Annotated in this window: 13 protein-coding genes; 6 read left to right on the plus strand and 7 right to left on the minus strand. The window is 68.4% G+C overall.

From position 1 onward, the window contains the following. Positions 1–33: 33 nt before the first annotated feature. The gene (locus tag AB6732_RS15145) at positions 34–2,745 is read right to left on the minus strand and encodes a DEAD/DEAH box helicase family protein (RefSeq protein ID WP_370960729.1); all 2,712 of its coding nucleotides are present in this window, start codon (positions 2,743–2,745) and stop codon (positions 34–36) included. Between the two features lie 77 nt (positions 2,746–2,822). Beyond that, complete coding sequence (locus tag AB6732_RS15150) at positions 2,823–4,667, minus strand: site-specific DNA-methyltransferase (RefSeq protein WP_370960730.1); 1,845 nt, start codon at positions 4,665–4,667, stop codon at positions 2,823–2,825. Between the two features lie 109 nt (positions 4,668–4,776). Here AB6732_RS15150 and AB6732_RS15155 point away from each other — a divergent pair, with 109 nt between their 5' ends. Next, the gene (locus tag AB6732_RS15155) at positions 4,777–5,052 is read left to right on the plus strand and encodes a helix-turn-helix domain-containing protein (protein ID WP_307495824.1); all 276 of its coding nucleotides are present in this window, start codon (positions 4,777–4,779) and stop codon (positions 5,050–5,052) included. Between the two features lie 118 nt (positions 5,053–5,170). Here the strand turns inward: AB6732_RS15155 and AB6732_RS15160 are convergent, their stop codons facing one another. Beyond that, positions 5,171–6,595 carry an amino acid permease gene (locus AB6732_RS15160; RefSeq protein ID WP_370960731.1) on the minus strand — a complete coding sequence of 475 codons (1,425 nt, stop codon included), beginning with the start codon at positions 6,593–6,595 and terminating at the stop codon, positions 5,171–5,173. A gap of 270 nt (positions 6,596–6,865) precedes the next feature. Next, complete coding sequence (locus AB6732_RS15165; RefSeq protein WP_370960732.1) at positions 6,866–8,368, minus strand: helix-turn-helix domain-containing protein; 1,503 nt, start codon at positions 8,366–8,368, stop codon at positions 6,866–6,868. Positions 8,369–8,509: 141 nt separating this feature from the next. Between AB6732_RS15165 and aceA the strand changes: the two genes are divergently transcribed. From aceA to AB6732_RS15180, 3 genes are all read left to right on the plus strand, one after another. Next, positions 8,510–9,826, plus strand: coding sequence for an isocitrate lyase (gene aceA / locus AB6732_RS15170; protein WP_066214777.1), 1,317 nt, complete (start codon positions 8,510–8,512; stop codon positions 9,824–9,826). A gap of 33 nt (positions 9,827–9,859) precedes the next feature. After that, on the plus strand, positions 9,860–11,485 hold the full coding sequence (gene aceB / locus AB6732_RS15175; RefSeq protein WP_370960733.1) for a malate synthase A: 1,626 nt from the start codon (positions 9,860–9,862) through the stop codon (positions 11,483–11,485). A gap of 263 nt (positions 11,486–11,748) precedes the next feature. After that, positions 11,749–12,234 (plus strand): SRPBCC family protein, encoded by a 486-nt coding sequence (locus AB6732_RS15180; RefSeq protein ID WP_370960734.1) that lies wholly within the window; start codon positions 11,749–11,751, stop codon positions 12,232–12,234. A 13-nt stretch (positions 12,235–12,247) separates the two neighbouring features. Here AB6732_RS15180 and AB6732_RS15185 read toward each other — a convergent pair whose 3' ends face one another. Continuing rightward, positions 12,248–13,549, minus strand: a complete 1,302-nt coding sequence (locus tag AB6732_RS15185) for a CynX/NimT family MFS transporter (protein WP_370960735.1) — start codon at positions 13,547–13,549, stop codon at positions 12,248–12,250. A gap of 154 nt (positions 13,550–13,703) precedes the next feature. Between AB6732_RS15185 and AB6732_RS15190 the strand changes: the two genes are divergently transcribed. Continuing rightward, entirely contained in the window at positions 13,704–14,438 is a 735-nt protein-coding gene (locus AB6732_RS15190) for a DsbA family oxidoreductase (RefSeq protein WP_370960736.1), read from the plus strand. A 111-nt stretch (positions 14,439–14,549) separates the two neighbouring features. Continuing rightward, positions 14,550–15,209: a TetR/AcrR family transcriptional regulator gene (locus AB6732_RS15195; protein WP_066214768.1), complete on the plus strand. Its 660-nt coding sequence runs from the start codon at positions 14,550–14,552 to the stop codon at positions 15,207–15,209. A gap of 68 nt (positions 15,210–15,277) precedes the next feature. Here the strand turns inward: AB6732_RS15195 and AB6732_RS15200 are convergent, their stop codons facing one another. Both AB6732_RS15200 and AB6732_RS15205 read right to left on the minus strand, forming a co-directional pair. After that, the gene (locus AB6732_RS15200; protein ID WP_370960737.1) at positions 15,278–15,910 is read right to left on the minus strand and encodes a LytR C-terminal domain-containing protein; all 633 of its coding nucleotides are present in this window, start codon (positions 15,908–15,910) and stop codon (positions 15,278–15,280) included. Positions 15,911–15,916: 6 nt separating this feature from the next. Beyond that, positions 15,917–16,216 (minus strand): type II toxin-antitoxin system VapB family antitoxin, encoded by a 300-nt coding sequence (locus tag AB6732_RS15205; RefSeq protein ID WP_066214766.1) that lies wholly within the window; start codon positions 16,214–16,216, stop codon positions 15,917–15,919. Positions 16,217–16,328 lie beyond the last annotated feature (112 nt).

A 16,328-nucleotide genomic window follows, 5' to 3' on the forward strand; every position in this document is an offset into this window, starting at 1 on the left:
GACCACTTCTGAACGGATCCACCGCTCCCCCTCTCAGATCTCCGAGGCGTCGACCACCGGCGCCTCGTACCGCACCCCGAGGGCCGCGAAGTGCGCCCGCCCGCAGGCCATCTTCCGCTGTTCCTCCGGCCGCAGAGCATCCAGCCGGTGCGTGGACTTGGTCTCCGCCACCACGGCGACGTCCCGCATTTGCCCGTCCCTGAGCTCCATCTTGAGGACCGCCCAGTCCGGGTTGTACCCGCCCACCGGGGTGGGGATCCGGAACCGCGGCGGGAGCTTGAGGAACAGTTTCACGTCACCGTCCACGTCCCCATCGGCGAAGCGGTCGTCCAGCCCGCGCGCGAAGTCCCGCTCCACCTCGGAGTCGACCCGGACGTAGCTCACGATCGACCCCTCCACGCCCACCAGGTGCCGCGCGTCGGCCTCGCCGTCCAGGTCCCGCAGGATCTCCAGTGGCCACTCGGCGTGTTCCGGCCCGTCCACCCGGTGGTAGCGGATGCCCTGGACCATGAGCGCCCGACGGGACTCGTTGATGACCCGCACCAGCAGATCCAGCACCGCCTGCGGGTTGACGGTCAGCTCCTCCGCCCGGCCCGACGCCGTGACGATGCCCGCGAGCGTGGCACGGGTGAGGCCGGTCTCCCGCTGCAGATGCCCCAGGACGTCGGGGATCCGCGGCGCCGCGTTCACCTGCCCGGCCTCCTGGAATCCGTGCACCATGCGCGCGTCCACCCCGCCTGCGGCCCCCGGACCGCCCCGCGTCATCCCGAGCACCGCGTCACCGACCACGAGCCGCGGCGCCTGGACGGCGGGTTCCCGCCGGAGCCGCTCGACGACGTCGGCCCGGAGCGCTCCGGCGTCCAAGCTCACCTCGTACCGCGTCCGCGGGTTGATGCTCCGCCACAGCGCGCGGAAGGCCGGGTCGTCCGCGAGCGCGGTGAGCTCCGGAACCTCGACGTGCACCTGGGCGCGCTGATCGCGGATGCGGCCGCCGTCGAACGTCACGCCGGTCTCCTCCTCGATCTCCGCCTGCAGGGCGCGCGCGAAGTCGTCGTAGTGCTCATTGGCGATGACCGTGAGCCGGTTGACCGCGGGGTCGAAGCAGCGCTCGCCGTTCTCGTGCACCGGGAGGCGGAGGCCGCGCCCGATCTCCTGCCGCTTCCGGTCCACGGACACCGATTCGTTGAGGGTGCAGATCTGGAAGACGTTGGGGTTGTCCCAGCCCTCGCGCAGCGCCGAGTGGCTGAAGATGAACCGCCGCGGGTTGCCGTGCTCCAGAAGCTTCGTCTTGTCCCGCATGATCTCGTCGTACGCGGTCTGGTCATCCGCGGTCGTGCCCGACGTGTCGCGGGGCCGTCCGGCACGGTCCGTGGCGAAGTACCCGGTGTGGACCGCGTCCACCTCGGGCAGGCTCAGCTCGGCGAACCGTGGCTGCGTGGAAAGCTCCGTGTACGCCTCTTCGAACCAGCGGCGGATCTTCGGCTCGTGGTCACCGCCGCCGGTGTAGTTCGCGACCCGGTCGATGAACACCACGGACAGCACTTTGACCCGGCGGCCCGGCTCCGGGAATTTCCGGCGCAGCAGCACCTCGTGCTGCAGATGGCTCTCCACAGTGGACCTGAGCTGGGCTTTCATGAGGGAATCCCGGTCCACCCCGGTCCGCTCCCCGACGCGGAGCACACGGTCGTTGGCGAAGACCACCTCACCGGTGTCCGCGCGGATGTCCTCCACGACCCAGGAGGCATACCGTTCCAGGCCTCCCGAGAGTCTCTGGAGATCCTGACCGGCCCGGTCCAGCCGCACGGCCTTCCGCACCACCCCGTCCCCGGCCCGGACCTCGATCTCGGCCGTGGCGCTCACGCCGTCCCGTCCCGCGTCGACGGCTCGCAGCAGGATCCCGGCCCGATTGGGGTCGTGCTCCTGCAGGACGGAGCGGACCACGATCTGCTTGACCAGGCCCAGGTCGTACGCCCGCACCGGGTCCAGGGTGTACAGCTGGTGGTGACGGTCCTTGTGGGTGGCGGAGTACCGGAGCGTGAAGAGCGGCCTCAGCTGCCGCAGCGCTTCCTTGCTCTTCCGGCTCTCCATCTTCTGCGGTTCGTCGAGGATGACGATCGGCCGGGTCTCCGCGAGCAGGCTGATGCCCCGGCCCAGCCCTTCGAGGTCCTTGTAGAGGACGTTCCCGGCCTTGTTGAAGGACGCCAGGGTCATGATCAGGACCTTGAGTTCGCTGTCCCGGTTGAAGCTGCGGATCCTGCTGATGTCCTTCGAGTCGTAGACCCAGGCGTCGAGGCTCTGATGGTCGAAGAGCTCCGCGAAATGTCCGTCCATCGCGCGGAGGCTCTGCAGCACGCCCTCGCGGATCGCGACGGACGGCACCACGATGATGAACTTCCGCCACCCGTACCGTTCCCGGAGCTGCCGGATGGTGCGGAGGTAGACGTAGGTCTTGCCGGTGCCGGTCTCCATCTCCACGCTGAAATCGAGCGACGCCAGCGACTCGTCCCGGGCGTCCTCCGGGACGAAGTTCTCCGCCCGGCCCTGCACGGCGCGAAGGTTCTCCAGGATCTGCTCCGGCGGAATCGCCAGCCGGTTCCCCACCCCGCCGCCGGAGAACAGCACGCCCTCCTCCTCGAGCGCGGTGCCGAAGGACCCCTGGGCGAGCGGCTGCCCGCTGAACAGCTCGACGACGGCGTCCACCGCCGCGAGCTGGTGCGGCTGGGTGGCGTCGAAGGTGAGTTCCATGGGCTTCTTTCTGAAAGGTCGGGGCGGGTGCGGGGCGGGTGGTGCGGCTCCCGAGTGAAATCGTCGCCGCCGCACGCCTACACCGTCCGGAGCGCGTGGTCCCGGTCGGGGTCGGTCTCTCCACGGCGGGCGGCGAAGCGGAGGCGGGCGTTGAGCTTGAGCGAGTCGTCCTCGCCGAACGCCGAATCCAACAGGAAGATCTGCCGCGGGGCCGGCTCGAGGTCCAGGAGTGCCTCGATGAAATCCGGGGTGATCCTCCGGGCCGCGCTCACTGCGACCGCTCCGCCCTCCGCAAGGACCACCACTTCACCGGCCAGCGGCAGGACCTCCAGGGACGTGTCCAGGCGGACACCCGCCTTGAGGAGGATTTCGTGAACGATCTGTTCGTCCGTGGCCGACGCTTCGACGTTGTCCACGAACACCTCCAGATCCTCCCCGAGCAGGGTGCTCGTCTCCGGGGACCACTCCCGGAAATGCGAAGCACTCAGCCGGAAGGCCCGGAAACCGGTGTCGCCGGGGACGGAATCGGTGTCGGCCCCCGATCTCAGCAGGCGTCCAGCTCGCCGCACACGCTCCCGGGTGACGGCGGCCAGGGTGGGGAACCCGGGCTGACCGGACTCCTCGGGAAGCTGGACGAGCAGGAAGCGGCGGTCGCCGCCGTCGTCGGCGTTCTGCCGGAGGACCGCCTCGGCCGTCGTGCCGGAGCCGGCGAAGAAGTCGAGCACCAGGTCACCGCCATTCGGCGACGTGGCGGCGCGGACGAGCTGCTGCACGAAGTCCACGGGCTTCGGATAGTCGAAGGCGCCGTCCAGGCCGAGTCGTTCCAGATCCTTGCGGCCCTGTTCGGAGAGGACCTTCACGATCGAGTAGAGCTTGGAGGAGGCCTCCCGGACGGGGGTGCGCTTCGCAACGGCGTGCTTGCCGTCGCCCCAGGGCAGGAGGAAGAGCTCCCCACGGGCGATCCGCTCGTCCACCTCCCGCTTCTTGGCCTCGCCCTTGTACTCGACGAGCTCCTCGTAGAGGCAGCGGCGTTCCACCCCCGGTTCGTACTTGCCGAACGTCTTGCGGATCACGTCGTCATCGACCAGGTACCGCACGCCGTCGATCTCCTCGACCCGGCCCTGGACCACCTTGTCCCGGCGCAACGGCGGCAGGCTCCGCAGGGACTTCGCCACGACGAGCGCGTAGTCGTGGCCGCGCACCACGTGCCGGGCGTTGCCCCCACCCTTGGCCCGCTGATGGATCAGGGTGGCGACGAAGTTCTCCGAGCCGAAGATCTCGTCCACCAGGTGGCGGAGGGAGGCCAGCTCGCCGTCGTCGATGGAGACGATCAGGGCGCCGTCCTCGGCCAGCAGGCTCCGCGCCAGCACGAGCCGCGGGTACATCATGCTCAGCCAGTCCGAGTGGAACCGGCCCGAGGTCTCCCGGTTGGCCGAGGTGCGGAACCCCTGGCCGTCCACCTGCCCGGAGCGCCGGAGATACGCCGCAGTGGGCTCGGCGAAGTCGTCCTCGTAGATGAAGTCATGGCCGGTGTTGTAGGGAGGATCCAGATAGATGAGCTTGACGCTGCCGTAGTACGGCTTCTGCAGGAGCTTGAGGACTTCGAGATTCTCCCCCTCGACGACGGCGTTCCGGGTGCCGGCCCAGCCGACGGACTCGTGGCGCAGCGGGTCCAGCGTGCCCGTGGACGGCCGCTGCGCCAGCCGGATCGCCTCACGCTTGCCGGGCCAGCTGAGCCCGTAGCGTTCCTGAGGCTCGTCGGCGCCCAGGGTGGGGACGGCGTCGCCGAGCAGGACGCGCAGCCGCGCGAGGTCCACGGCGCCGTCCGCGAAGGCTTCCGGGAAGAGCTCCCTCAGGTCCGCGACGCGATCCGGGCGGCGCTCCCCCGCAAGCTCCTCGACCGTCCGGATTCCATCCGGCATCCCGTTCTCCTCCCTGTTGGACCGTTGCAAACAGTCACAGTGATCGATTTCGCACACTATGACAGTTATACATGTCACGAACAGGGGCTTTCTACTCTGTCATTGATGGGTGTCCAGTCATGCCAAGCTCACTCCGGAGGCCTCCAAGGCCCTCGGTCTGCGTTTGCAGGCGCTCCGCGCGGACTTCGGCTGGACGCAGGCGGAGGTCGCCGGGCTCATCGGGTTGTCCCGCGGCCACTACCGGACGCTCGAGCTGGGGCACCGTGACTACGGCGACCGCGCGACGTCGAACCCCACCATCGCCACCTTGCTGGAACTCGCGCGCGTCTACCGGATCGACCCCAAAGAGCTGATCGACCTGGTCCTGGAGAACAGCGGCAAGTGATCCTCCGGTCATGACCGGAGCCTACGCCCGCCCTCCGACAGTATTTCCGGGCGGCAACGGCAAGGGCCGCCGGAAGGAATCCGACGGCCCTGCTTTTTACGATCCAACGTCCTGACTTCTAGTGCCCCGAGATCTCCGCGGGCACCCCGTGCTCCTCCAGCCCGGCGGCACGGCGGGCCTTCAACTGTTTGCGCACGAACGGCCAGCAGATCGCCAGAACCGCAACGGACACCAAAGACGTCCAGACCTGCGTCCGGCCGGACTCGCCGGAGAGCAGCATGACCACCACGATGCCGAGCACCGCCGCGATCACCAGGATCCCGAGCCACGGGTGCAGCCACATCTTGAGCTTGAGCTGCGACTCCTCCTCCGGGCTCAGTGCCGCACGGGTGCGTAGCTGGGTCAGGGCGATGAACGCGTAGACGAACAGCGCCACGAGGCCGGCGGAGTTCATGATGAAGTCGAAGATGCCGGAATCCGGGGCCGTGAAGTTGATGATGACCGCCGCGTAGCCGCCGAGGGTCGAGGCGATGACGGCGGCCACGGGCACACCGGAGGAGGACTTCCGCGCGATCAGCTTCGGCGCGTAGCCCTGCTCCGCGATCGAGGAGAACATGCGCGCGGCGGAATACAGGCCGGAGTTCAGCACGGAACAGACGGCAGTCAGGATCACGGCACTCATGACGACGTCGGCGCCCGGCAGGCCGTACAGGCTGAAGAGGTAGGCGAACGGCGCCTTCTCCTTCGGGTTCGGCAGCTGGTCCCACGGCACGATGGTGACGATCAGAAGGACGGCGCCGACGAAGAAGATCAGGATGCGCCAGATGACGGTGGTGGTGGCCTGCCGGACGCCCTTGGCAGGGTCCTCCGACTCGGAAGCGGCCATGACGGCGATCTCGGTGCCGAAGTAGGAGAAGATCACGATGGCTACCCCGCCCACCACGGCGCCGACGCCCTCGGGCATGAAGCCGCCGTGTTCCCAGAGGTTCGGAATGGAGAAGTGCGCGTTGGGCCACAGGCCGAAGGCGAACAGGACACCGACCACGAGGAAGACCACGATCGCGGCCACCTTGATGCTGGCCAGCCAGAACTCGGTCTCACCGAAGGAGCGCAGGGACACCAGGTTCGCCCCGGTGAACACGAGGAGCAAGAGGATCGAGAAGACCCACTGCGGCACCCCGGGCACCCAGCCGTTCAGGATGGAACCGCCCACCACGGCCTCGTAGGCGATGACGCCCACCCAGAAGTACCAGTAGAGCCACCCCACGAAGTACGCGGCCCAGTCCCCGAGGCCCACCCGGGCATACTCCATGAAGGAGCCGACGGCGGGACGTGCCGCGGCCATCTCGCCCAGCATCCGCATGGCCAGAAAGACCAGCAGGCCGCCGATGAGGTAGGAGATCACGGCGGCCGGACCGACGGCCTTGATCACATTGGCCGAACCCACGAACAGGCTGGAACCGATGATCCCGCCCAGCGTGATCATGGTGACGTGACGGGAGCGGAGTTTCTTCCCCTCGGAGTGCGGGCTGTCCTGGGACATGGAGCCTCATTTCTGCAGAAGGTGGTGCGATGCGCCCGAGGGCACCCGGAATCCTACGCCACAATGGACCCGCTTTTCACGTCATGCCCCGGCCCGAGGCTCCGCGCTCACCGGGCTGAACCCGGCCGAGTGCGGTTGAACCTGGCCGAACCCGGCTGAAACAGTGAGTTTGCGCTGAAACAGTGTTGTTTGATCACTGTTTCAGCGGAAACCCACTGTTTCGGCACGGGGACTCGTTCAGAACGGGACCCGGCCCCTCACCCTGCGCGCCTATTCGTGCGCCGCCAGGAAGCTGTAGACCTCGGTCTCGTCCACGCCGGGGAACGCGCCCGGGGGCATGGCCGCCAGGAGGTGCGAGTGCGCCCGCGCCGAGGGCCAAGCGTTCCCGGCCCAGGCCTCGGACAGCCGCTCCGGGGGCTGCCGGCAGCAGCTCGGATCCGGGCAGTTCGACACCGATCGCACCGTCGTCTCGCGCCCTCGGAACCACTTCACATGGGCGTACGGCACTCCGACGGACAGCGAGAACTGGCCACCGGCGGAGCGTTCGGTGCGGGCCGTGCACCAGAACGTCCCCGCCTTGGTGTCGGTGTACTGGCTGTAGGGGCTGAACTTGTCGGCCACCCCGAACACCACCCGGCTGGTCCAGTTCTTACAGCTCGGCTGGCCCTCGATCGAGCCCGTGTGGTCCTTCGGGAAGATCACGCCGTCGTTTTCGTACGCCTTGTAGATGATGCCGCTCTGGTGGGTCTTCTGGAAGTGCGTCGTGATGCCCAGGTGATGCGTGGCGAGGTTGGTGAAGCGGTGGGCCGCCGTCTCATAGGACACGGCGAAGTGGTCCCGCAGGTCCTCGATGGCGATCTCCTTGGCCGCCTTGGCGTGCTGCAGGAACTCGACCGTCGCGTCCTCGGGCAGCATGAGCGCGGCGGCGAAGTAGTTGGTGGCCACACGCTGGTGCAGGAAGTCCCCGTAGTTCCGTGGGGTCTCGTGCCCCAGGACGTAGTGGCCCAGCGCCTGGAGCAGCACCGAGCGCGGATCGTGGTCGCCAGAGGAGCCCTGCGTGAGGTAGATGCGCCGGTTCTTCAGGTCCGTCACGCTCCGGGTGGAGTGCGGGAGGTCGCTCACGTGGTGCAGCGTGAAGCCCAGGTGGGCGGCGATGTCCGAGATGACGAACTGGCTGAGCGGCCCGCCGCTGTACCCGACGCCGGCCAGGACCTTCTTGGCCTCAGCCTCGTACTCCGGGAAGTAGTTGCCCCGCTGGCGCATCATCACGCGCAGCTCGCTGTTCGCCCGGCGCGCCTCCTCCGGGGTGGCGAGCTGTTCGTTGAGGCGCCGCTCGAGCTCCTTCAGCAGGCCGAGCTGCGCTTCGAGGACATCATTGGGCAGCCGCGGCCCCACCCGGATGGCCGGCAGGTTGAGGGACTCGTAGAGAGCACTGCGCTGGTAGCGCTCCAGCTCGATCTCCATGGCGGCGCGCCGGCTGGGAGGTTCCGTGCCGAGCAGATCGTCGAGCCCGACGTCGAGCGCTCCGGCCAACTGCTGCAAGGCGCCCAGGCGCGGCTCGCGCTTGCCGTTCTCCAGCAGGCTGAGCTGGCTCGGCGCCATGCCGACGACGCCGGAGAGCGCCTCGAGCGTCAGGCCCGCTTTCTTGCGCAGGTGCCGGACCCTGCGGCCGAGCGCGATGACATCCACCCCGCCGCTGTCGCCCAGGGGCGCGGGCCTCTCCAGACCGGCATGCCAGTTGCCACGGACCGTGTGCTGCTCCGAACGCGTCATTTTTTGAGAATACGGGAAGAAGTGCATTTCTTTCCAGGGAAAACCTCTGGAAAGGGGGTTGAAACTGCGGAAATCTTGAAGCACGGCAAAGAACAGCCGGCATCAAGAGCTCAGCGAAGAGCCCTACTTGAGGAGACGGACATGACCGCAGAATTCACCACTTCCCCGAGCACCCCCGAAGAGTCGGCGGCGGCCCTGGAGCTGGAATGGTCTGCCAACCCGCGTTGGGAGGGCATCCAGCGCGACTACTCGGCCGCCGACGTCGTCCGCCTCCGCGGTCGTGTCAGCGAAGAACACACGCTCGCCCGCCGCGGTTCGGAGAAGCTCTGGGCCCAGCTCAAGGAGCAGCAGAGCAAGGGCGAGCACACCCATGCTCTCGGCGCCCTCACCGGCAACCAGGCCGTGCAGCAGGTCAAGGCCGGACTCAAGGCCATCTACCTCTCCGGCTGGCAGGTCGCAGCGGACGCCAACAACGCCGCGCAGACCTACCCCGACCAGTCCCTGTACCCGGCGAACTCCGTGCCGCAGGTGGTCCGCCGCATCAACAACGCCCTGCTCCGCGCGGATCAGATCGAGTTCTCCGAAGGCAAGCAGTCCGTGGAGGACTGGCTGGTGCCGATCGTGGCCGACGCCGAGGCCGGCTTCGGCGGCCCGCTGAACGCCTACGAGCTCATGAAGTCCATGATCGCCTCCGGCGCGTCGGGCGTTCACTGGGAGGACCAGCTGGCCAGCGAGAAGAAGTGCGGCCACCTGGGCGGCAAGGTGCTGATCCCCACCCAGCAGCACATCCGCACCCTCAACGCGGCCCGCCTGGCCGCCGACGTGTCCGGTGTCCCGAGCGTCATCATCGCCCGGACCGACGCCGAAGCCGCCACGCTCATCACGAGTGACGTGGACGAGCGGGACCAGGAGTTCATCACCGGCGAGCGCACGGCGGAGGGCTTCTACAAGGTCCGCAACGGGATCGAGCCCTGCATCGCCCGCGCCAAGGCCTACGCGCCGTACTCGGACCTCATCTGGATGGAGACCGGCACCCCGGACCTCGAGCTGGCCCGGAAGTTCGCGGAGGCCGTCAAGTCGGAGTTCCCGGACCAGATGCTCGCCTACAACTGCTCCCCGTCCTTCAACTGGAAGAAGCACCTGGACGACGCCACGATCGCCAAGTTCCAGCGCGAGCTCGGCGCCATGGGCTTCACCTTCCAGTTCATCACCCTGGCCGGCTTCCACGCCCTGAACTACTCCATGTTCGATCTCGCCCACGGCTACGCCCGTGACGGCATGAGCGCCTACGTGGAACTCCAGGAGCGCGAGTTCGCCGCCGAAGACCGCGGATACACCGCAACCAAGCACCAGCGCGAAGTGGGCACCGGCTACTTCGATCTGGTCTCCACTGCCCTGAACCCGAACGGCAGCACCCTGGCCCTGGTGGGATCCACCGAAGAAGGCCAGTTCCACTGAGGTTCCCCGCACGAATTTTCTAAGGACAGTGACATGACCACCACCTTCGAGCTCACCGCTCAGCCGATCCGGAGGCAGGGAGAGATCCTGACCCCGGAGGCCCTGGAATTCATCGAACGGCTGCACCGTGCGCTCGGCGAGCGCCGCACCGAACTGCTCGACGCCCGTCACGGCCGCCGGGCCCGGATCGCCGGGGGCGAGGACCCGCAGTTCCCGCATGGCACCGAACACATCCGGGAGGACCGCAGCTGGCGGGTCGCCCCGCCGGCCCCGGGTCTGAACGAGCGCCGGGTGGAGCTGGCCGGCCCCACCGACCGCCGCACCACCATCAGCGCGCTCAACTCGGGCGCCTCGGTCTGGGTGGCGGACTTCGAGGACTCCCTGACCCCGAGCTGGCGCAACATCATCTCCGGCCAGCTGAACCTGATGGACGCCCTGGAACGGCGCATCGATTTCACCGCCCCGGACGGCACGGAGCTGCGTCTGACCGAGGGCACGCTGCCCACCATCGTGATGCGTCCCCGCGGCCTGCACCTGCCGGAGAAGCACCTCCTCTCGGGCGGACAGCCGGTCTCGGGGTCGATCGTGGACTTCGGGCTGTACTTCTTCCACAACGCCCGTCGCCTGCTGGCCCAGGGCCGCGGCCCCTACTTCTACCTGCCGAAGGTGGAGACGCATCAGGAGGCGCGCTGGTGGAATGACCTGTTCATCCTGGCGCAGGACCTGCTGGGGCTGCCCCAGGGCACCATCCGCGCCACGGTCCTGATCGAGACCATCTCGGCGGCCTTCGAGATGGAGGAGATCCTGTACGAGCTGCGGGATCACGCCTCCGGGCTGGCCGCCGGGCACTGGGACTACATCTTCTCCCTCATCAAGACGTTCCGGACCCGCGGTCCGCGCTTCGTCCTCCCGGACCGCTCCCAGATCACCATGGAGCAGCCGTTCATCCGGGCCTACTCGGAACAGCTGGTGCACATCTGCCACAAGCGGGGCGCCATGGCGATCGGCGGCATGTCCGCCGAAGTTCCCAGCCGGCGCGACGCCGCACAGAACGCCCGTGCGACCGCCGCGGTCCGCGCGGACACCACCCGCTTCGCCGTGGACGGTTTCGACGGCACCTGGGTGGCCCATCCGGATCTGGTGTCCTCCGCCCGGGAGGTGTTCGACGCCGCCCTCGGCCTGCGCCCGCACCAGATGGACCGCCAGCGCCTGGACGTGGTCCCGGACGCCCGCGCCCTGATCGACCTCTCGCAGACCACCGGCACCATCACGGAGGCCGGCATCCGCTCGAACGTGGAGATCGGGATCCGGTACATCGAATCCTGGCTGCGGGGCAACGGCGCCGTGACGATCCGCCGCAACATGGAGGACGCGTCCACGGCGGAGATCTCGCGGTCGCAGCTCTGGCAGTGGATCCACAACCAGGCGATCACGGACCAGGGCGAGGTCATCACCCGGGAGTGGGTGACGGAGATCTTCGAGGAGGTCTACAGCGGACTGGAGCGATTCGAGGGCGACCGTTTCCGTGACGCCCGGGAGCTCTTCGAGGAAGTGGCCCTGGCCTCCTTCTTCCCGACCTTCCTGACCATCCCGGCCTACGCCCGGTTCCTCTCCACCTCCGCGGAGGATGCGAGGGAACGCCGGCTGGTGGCCGCCTGAGACCACCTGTCGGCGCCGGAGCCGCGACGGACTCGCAACACGTACCCCGAAGGCCGGGGGCGGCCCGGCCGACAGGGAACATCCGCTCGCACGACGACGGCGGCGCACCGGAGAGGTGCGCCGCCGTCGTCGTGCTGAGCCGGCTCTTTGTCCCCCGCTCCTCGTTGCGTGCTCAGTTGTTGCGGGTTCCGGCACTTCGGACCCGCAACAACCGAGCACGCAACGCATCGCCCGGCCCACCCGGCACCCCCTAGACTGACTCCATGCCGACCCTAGAGGCCACCACGACCGTCGCCATCGACCCGGAACTCGCGTTCGCGGTGTCCCAGACCCATGGCGAGCTGCGGCTCCGCTGGGACCGGTTCATCCGCGCCGAACGGCTCCTGGACGGCGCCACCTCCCAGGGCAAGGGCGTCCGGACGTGGACGCGGCACCGCTGGGGGATGCCGATGGTGAGCGAATGCGTGTCCTTCCACCCGCCGTCGCACACCGGCATGCACATGACCGAGGGGCCGTGGTTCTTCGAGCGGTTCGCCGGGGGCTGGCGGTTCAAGGCAGCGGACGACGGCGGCACGCTCGTGAGCTGGCGCTACAGCTTCGCGTGCAAGCCGGCCTGGCTGGCGCCCGTCGCGGAGTGGATCGGCGCCAAGGTCCTGCAGCGAGAGATCAGAGCCCGCCTCGACGGCTTCGCCGCCGGCTGCGCCGACCCGGAAGTCCTCGAGGCGGTCCGGAGCGGCCGCCGCTCCTGAGTCCTCGCCGTTCCTAGCCCTGCTGCCGCGCGGCGGCCAGCTTGTTCGCCCGTGAGACGCCCCACGTCGTGCAGACGAGGAACGCCATGGTGGTCAGCAGCGGCACCAGGAGCGCGAGCTGCCAGCTGCCGGCGCTCACGTGGACCGAGCCGATCACGCTCGGCGCGATGCCCGCGAAGATGTATCCGATGCCCTGCACCAGGGCGGAGATCCGGGCGGTCTGAGCCTGAGTGGAGCCGGCCTTGATGATCGCCGACAGCACCAGCGTGAAACCACCGCCCTGCGCGGTGCCGCCCGTGAACGCCCAGAGCCACCACAGCTGCGGTGCCAGAAGCAGCCCGAGGGGAACCGTCACCCAGAGCGCGCCGATGACGAGCGTCCCCGCGATCCCGCCGAGCCAGCGCACCAGCAGCGGCGTGCCGAGAGCGCCGAGGATGCCCATCACCTGGAAGATCGAGGACCCCGCCCCGGCTTCGGTGGGGGCGAGCCCGATGGTGTCGTGCAGGTAGGTGGGCAGCCAGGCCGTGATGCCGAAGTAGCTGGAGGACTGGCCCGCGAAGCCGATCACCAAGGCGATGGTCACCCAGAGCGTGGCACCCTGCAACCGCGCGGCCGCCTTGCGTGCCGCCTTACCGGCGGCCTTCTCCTCGGCGGCACTGAGTCCTTCCTGCCCGGATCCGGGTCCGGCGATCGCCACCGGCCTGAGCGCCACGGACGCTCCCATGGTCCAGATCCAGAAACCGAGCACCACGAGCGCGACGACGCCGGACAGCGCCAGGGCGCCCTGCCACCCCAGCCACTGGGCCAGCGGAGCCGTGGCCACCGAGGCGAGGAACGCGCTGAAGTTGAGGGTGCCGGAGTAGACGCCCATGGTGAGGCTCTGCCGCTCCACGGGGAAGTCCCGCCGGACGATCAATGGCATGACGATGTTGCCGATCGTGATGGCCGCGCCGATCACGGCGGTTCCCGCGAAGAGCGCCCACTCCGGGCCGATCGAACGGATTGCCGCTCCCACGGCCACGCCGGCGACCGTGAGGGACACCGCCATCTCGGCGCCCACCTTGCGGCCCAGCCACGAGGCGGCGGGCGAGAAGAAGGCGAAGCACAGGACGGGGATGCCGGTGAGGATGCCAAACTGGACCTCGCTGAGGCCCACCTCATTGCGGAAGACCGGGGCGAGTGGCGCGAGGCCGATGAAGGGGCCGCGCATCGTGAGCGCGATGCCGATGATCGCGAGCAGCAGGAGCCAGGCCGGCTGTCCGTGGGTGGTGGAGTGCGTCGACCGGGATGCCACGGTCGTGGGGGTACGGGTCATGCTGCCACGCTCTCCGGGCGCGCTGCACGCCCTGTCTCGAACAAACGGCTATGGTATACCATAATTGCCCGAAGGCTCCCGACCTCCCGGCCTCAGTGCCCTGGTCAACCTTCCGGCGGGAATAACGGCCTTCTCCCCCGGGTTGATTCCTCACGTGAAGATTGAAATCTGGTCCGACGTCGCCTGCCCCTGGTGCTTCATCGGCAAGCGCCGTTTCGAAAAAGCCCTGGAGAAGTTCCCGCACCGCGATGAGGTGGAGGTCCAGTGGCGAAGCTACCAGCTGGATCCGAGCATTCCCGAACACTATGACGGTACCGAACTCGGGTACCTCAGCGAGCGCAAGGGCATGGCACCCGAACAGGTTCGCACGATGTTCGGTCATGTCACGGAGCAGGCCGCAGGCGAAGGCCTGGCGTACGACTTCGACACCGTGGTGGTCGCCAACAGCTTCACCGCACACCGCCTCATCCACCTGGCCGCACAGTCCGGCAAGGCCGACGAGGCCAAGGAGCGTCTGCTCAGCGACCACTTCGAGCATGGCAAAGACATCGGGAACCACGAGTACCTGCGCACCCTCGGCGCCGAGCTGGGCCTGCCCGCCCAGGACGTGGAGGAGCTCTTCACCACGGACAAGTACGCCGACGCGGTCCGCGAGGACATAGCGGAGGCCCGCGCCATCGGCGTGAGCGGCGTTCCATTCTTCGTGTTCGACCGGAAGTACGGTGTCTCCGGCGCCCAGTCCAGCGACACGTTCTCGCAGGTGCTCGACGAGGTCTGGCAGGAGAGCCACCCGCTGCTGACCCCCGCCGCGGTGGGCGCCCAGGCCGCCGGGCCCACCGGTGACGACGCCGATCTCAACGGCCAGGCCTGCAGCCCGGACGGCTGCTGAACCGGTTCCGCCGGCCGACGATGCCGGCCTGAGAGAGGGCGTGCGCGAACACACAGCCTTCTCCCAGGCCGGCATCTCCCTTTTGGTGACACAATCGGGTAAAGTGTCTCTATGCCCAAAATCTCCGCGGCCAACAATGTGGCCCAGCGCGCCGAGACCCAGCGGAAGATCCTCACCGCGTTCGGCGAACTCCTCTTCACCCAGGGCCTGCCTGGGCTGACCATGACGGACGTGGCCCGTCACGCGGGCATCGGCCGCACCGCGGTCTACAACTACTACGCGGACATGGAAGAACTGCTGGTCTCCTACGCGCTGACCGAGACCGAGAAGTTCGTGGCCGAGCTCAAGGCCGGGCTGGAATCACTCGACAACCCCGTCGACCAGCTCTCCCTCTACATCCGGGCCCAGGTGGAAGACCTCACGCGTCGGCACCTGCCCCCGGGACCCGCCATGGCGGCGGTTCTCTCCCCCAAGTCCTTCGCCCGCCTCGCCGATCACGTCGGCGAGCTCAACGGCCTGTTGCAGCAGATCCTCCGGCACGGCATGGAGCAGGGCTTCCTGCCCCACGGAGACGTCGAGTCCCTGGCCCGCCTCATCCTCGGCACCCTGTCCTCGACCGCCTCCCGCGCCAAATCCCACCAGCCCGGCTCGCCGGAGCTGGAGCTGCAGATCGCGGCCACCGTGCGGTTCATCGCGAGCGGAGCGGGTGCCGAGTTCGACGACGACGGCCGACCCGTGGTGGTCGCACCCCTGCTGACGCCGCTGGCCTGAGTCCCGCACAGCCCGCGGGCGGGTCACCTCCCCGCGGGAGTCACTTCGCCAGGGTCACTTCGGGAGAGTCACTTCGCGGGCGTGCTCGCCGCCGCCAGCTCGCGAGGGCAGAGCAGCTCCCCCGGACCCTGGACCACTTTGGCCGTGGGGGTCACGGCGGCGAATCCCTGGAACAGGATGACGTCCACCGTGCCGTCGCTCCGTCCGTCCTGGTAGTAGTCGGCACCCTGGAACTGCCGCTGCACGGTCAGTGCCGCGGCGTGGCCGTCCTTGCCGGAGATCACGGCCACGGGCGTGTTCAAGGAAAGATCCCGGTTCGTCACCGCGCCCACCACGAACTTCCGTGCCCTGAGCTGTGCTGCCACATTGCCCGCCAGGCCACGCCGGTCCGTGGCGTTGAAGACGTTGACCTTCACGGCCGACGGCTTGAGCGGAGTGAAGGTCCCGGAGGGGCAGACCGAGGTCTTCTGAGGCGAGGACTCCGCCTGCGGGATGCTCAGGTAGCCCTTCTGGATCGCGAAGGCCACGCCGATGCCGCCTGCCACTAGGACGAGCAGGACCACCAGCACCACCGCGTGACGCAGGCGCAGACGGAAGCGGCGCCCGTCGCCGTCGTCGTCCGGGTCCTCCGAGAAGGCCGCCTCGAGTTCCTGGCGGGAGACCACGTGGCTCCCGTGCAGGCGCTCAGGATCCCGCGCCACCGTGCCTCACTCCTCGATGACCAGGACGCGGGCGTGGATGGCGGTCCTCTGGTGCAGGGCCGTGCGCACCGCCCGGTGCAGCCCGTCCTCCAGGTATTTCACGCCCTTGTACTCGACGACGTGCGGGAACAGATCGCCGAAGAAGGTGGAGTCCTCCGCCAGGAGGGCCTCGAGGTCCAGGGTCCGCTTGGTGGTGACCAGTTCGTCCAGCCGCACGGGCCGGGGCGGCAGCGCGGCCCAGTCCTTGGGCGTGTTGTGCCCGTGTTCCGGGTACGGACGTCCTTCACCGACAGCTTTGAAGATCACCCTGCAAGCCTAGGCAAGAAACAGGTCCCGGGGAATCGGCACGCCGCCTGCGCCTCGAGTCGTAGTGGAACGGTGACCATTTGAGGGGGTGGATTGGAGGGCGCCGGAGCCC

The organism is Arthrobacter sp. RCC_34, assembly GCF_041360795.1.
GTDB lineage: Bacteria > Actinomycetota > Actinomycetes > Actinomycetales > Micrococcaceae > Arthrobacter_E.

What these genes read in the sequence shown, in the direction of transcription:
- AB6732_RS15145 (WP_370960729.1), bottom strand. Translation starts at nt 2,745, where the DNA reads ATGGAACTCACCTTCGACGCCACCCAGCCGCACCAGCTCGCGGCGGTG.
- AB6732_RS15150 (WP_370960730.1), bottom strand. Translation starts at nt 4,667, where the DNA reads ATGCCGGATGGAATCCGGACGGTCGAGGAGCTTGCGGGGGAGCGCCGC.
- AB6732_RS15160 (WP_370960731.1), bottom strand. Translation starts at nt 6,595, where the DNA reads ATGTCCCAGGACAGCCCGCACTCCGAGGGGAAGAAACTCCGCTCCCGT.
- AB6732_RS15165 (WP_370960732.1), bottom strand. Translation starts at nt 8,368, where the DNA reads ATGACGCGTTCGGAGCAGCACACGGTCCGTGGCAACTGGCATGCCGGT.
- aceA (WP_066214777.1), top strand. Translation starts at nt 8,510, where the DNA reads ATGACCGCAGAATTCACCACTTCCCCGAGCACCCCCGAAGAGTCGGCG.
- aceB (WP_370960733.1), top strand. Translation starts at nt 9,860, where the DNA reads ATGACCACCACCTTCGAGCTCACCGCTCAGCCGATCCGGAGGCAGGGA.
- AB6732_RS15180 (WP_370960734.1), top strand. Translation starts at nt 11,749, where the DNA reads ATGCCGACCCTAGAGGCCACCACGACCGTCGCCATCGACCCGGAACTC.
- AB6732_RS15185 (WP_370960735.1), bottom strand. Translation starts at nt 13,549, where the DNA reads ATGACCCGTACCCCCACGACCGTGGCATCCCGGTCGACGCACTCCACC.
- AB6732_RS15195 (WP_066214768.1), top strand. Translation starts at nt 14,550, where the DNA reads ATGCCCAAAATCTCCGCGGCCAACAATGTGGCCCAGCGCGCCGAGACC.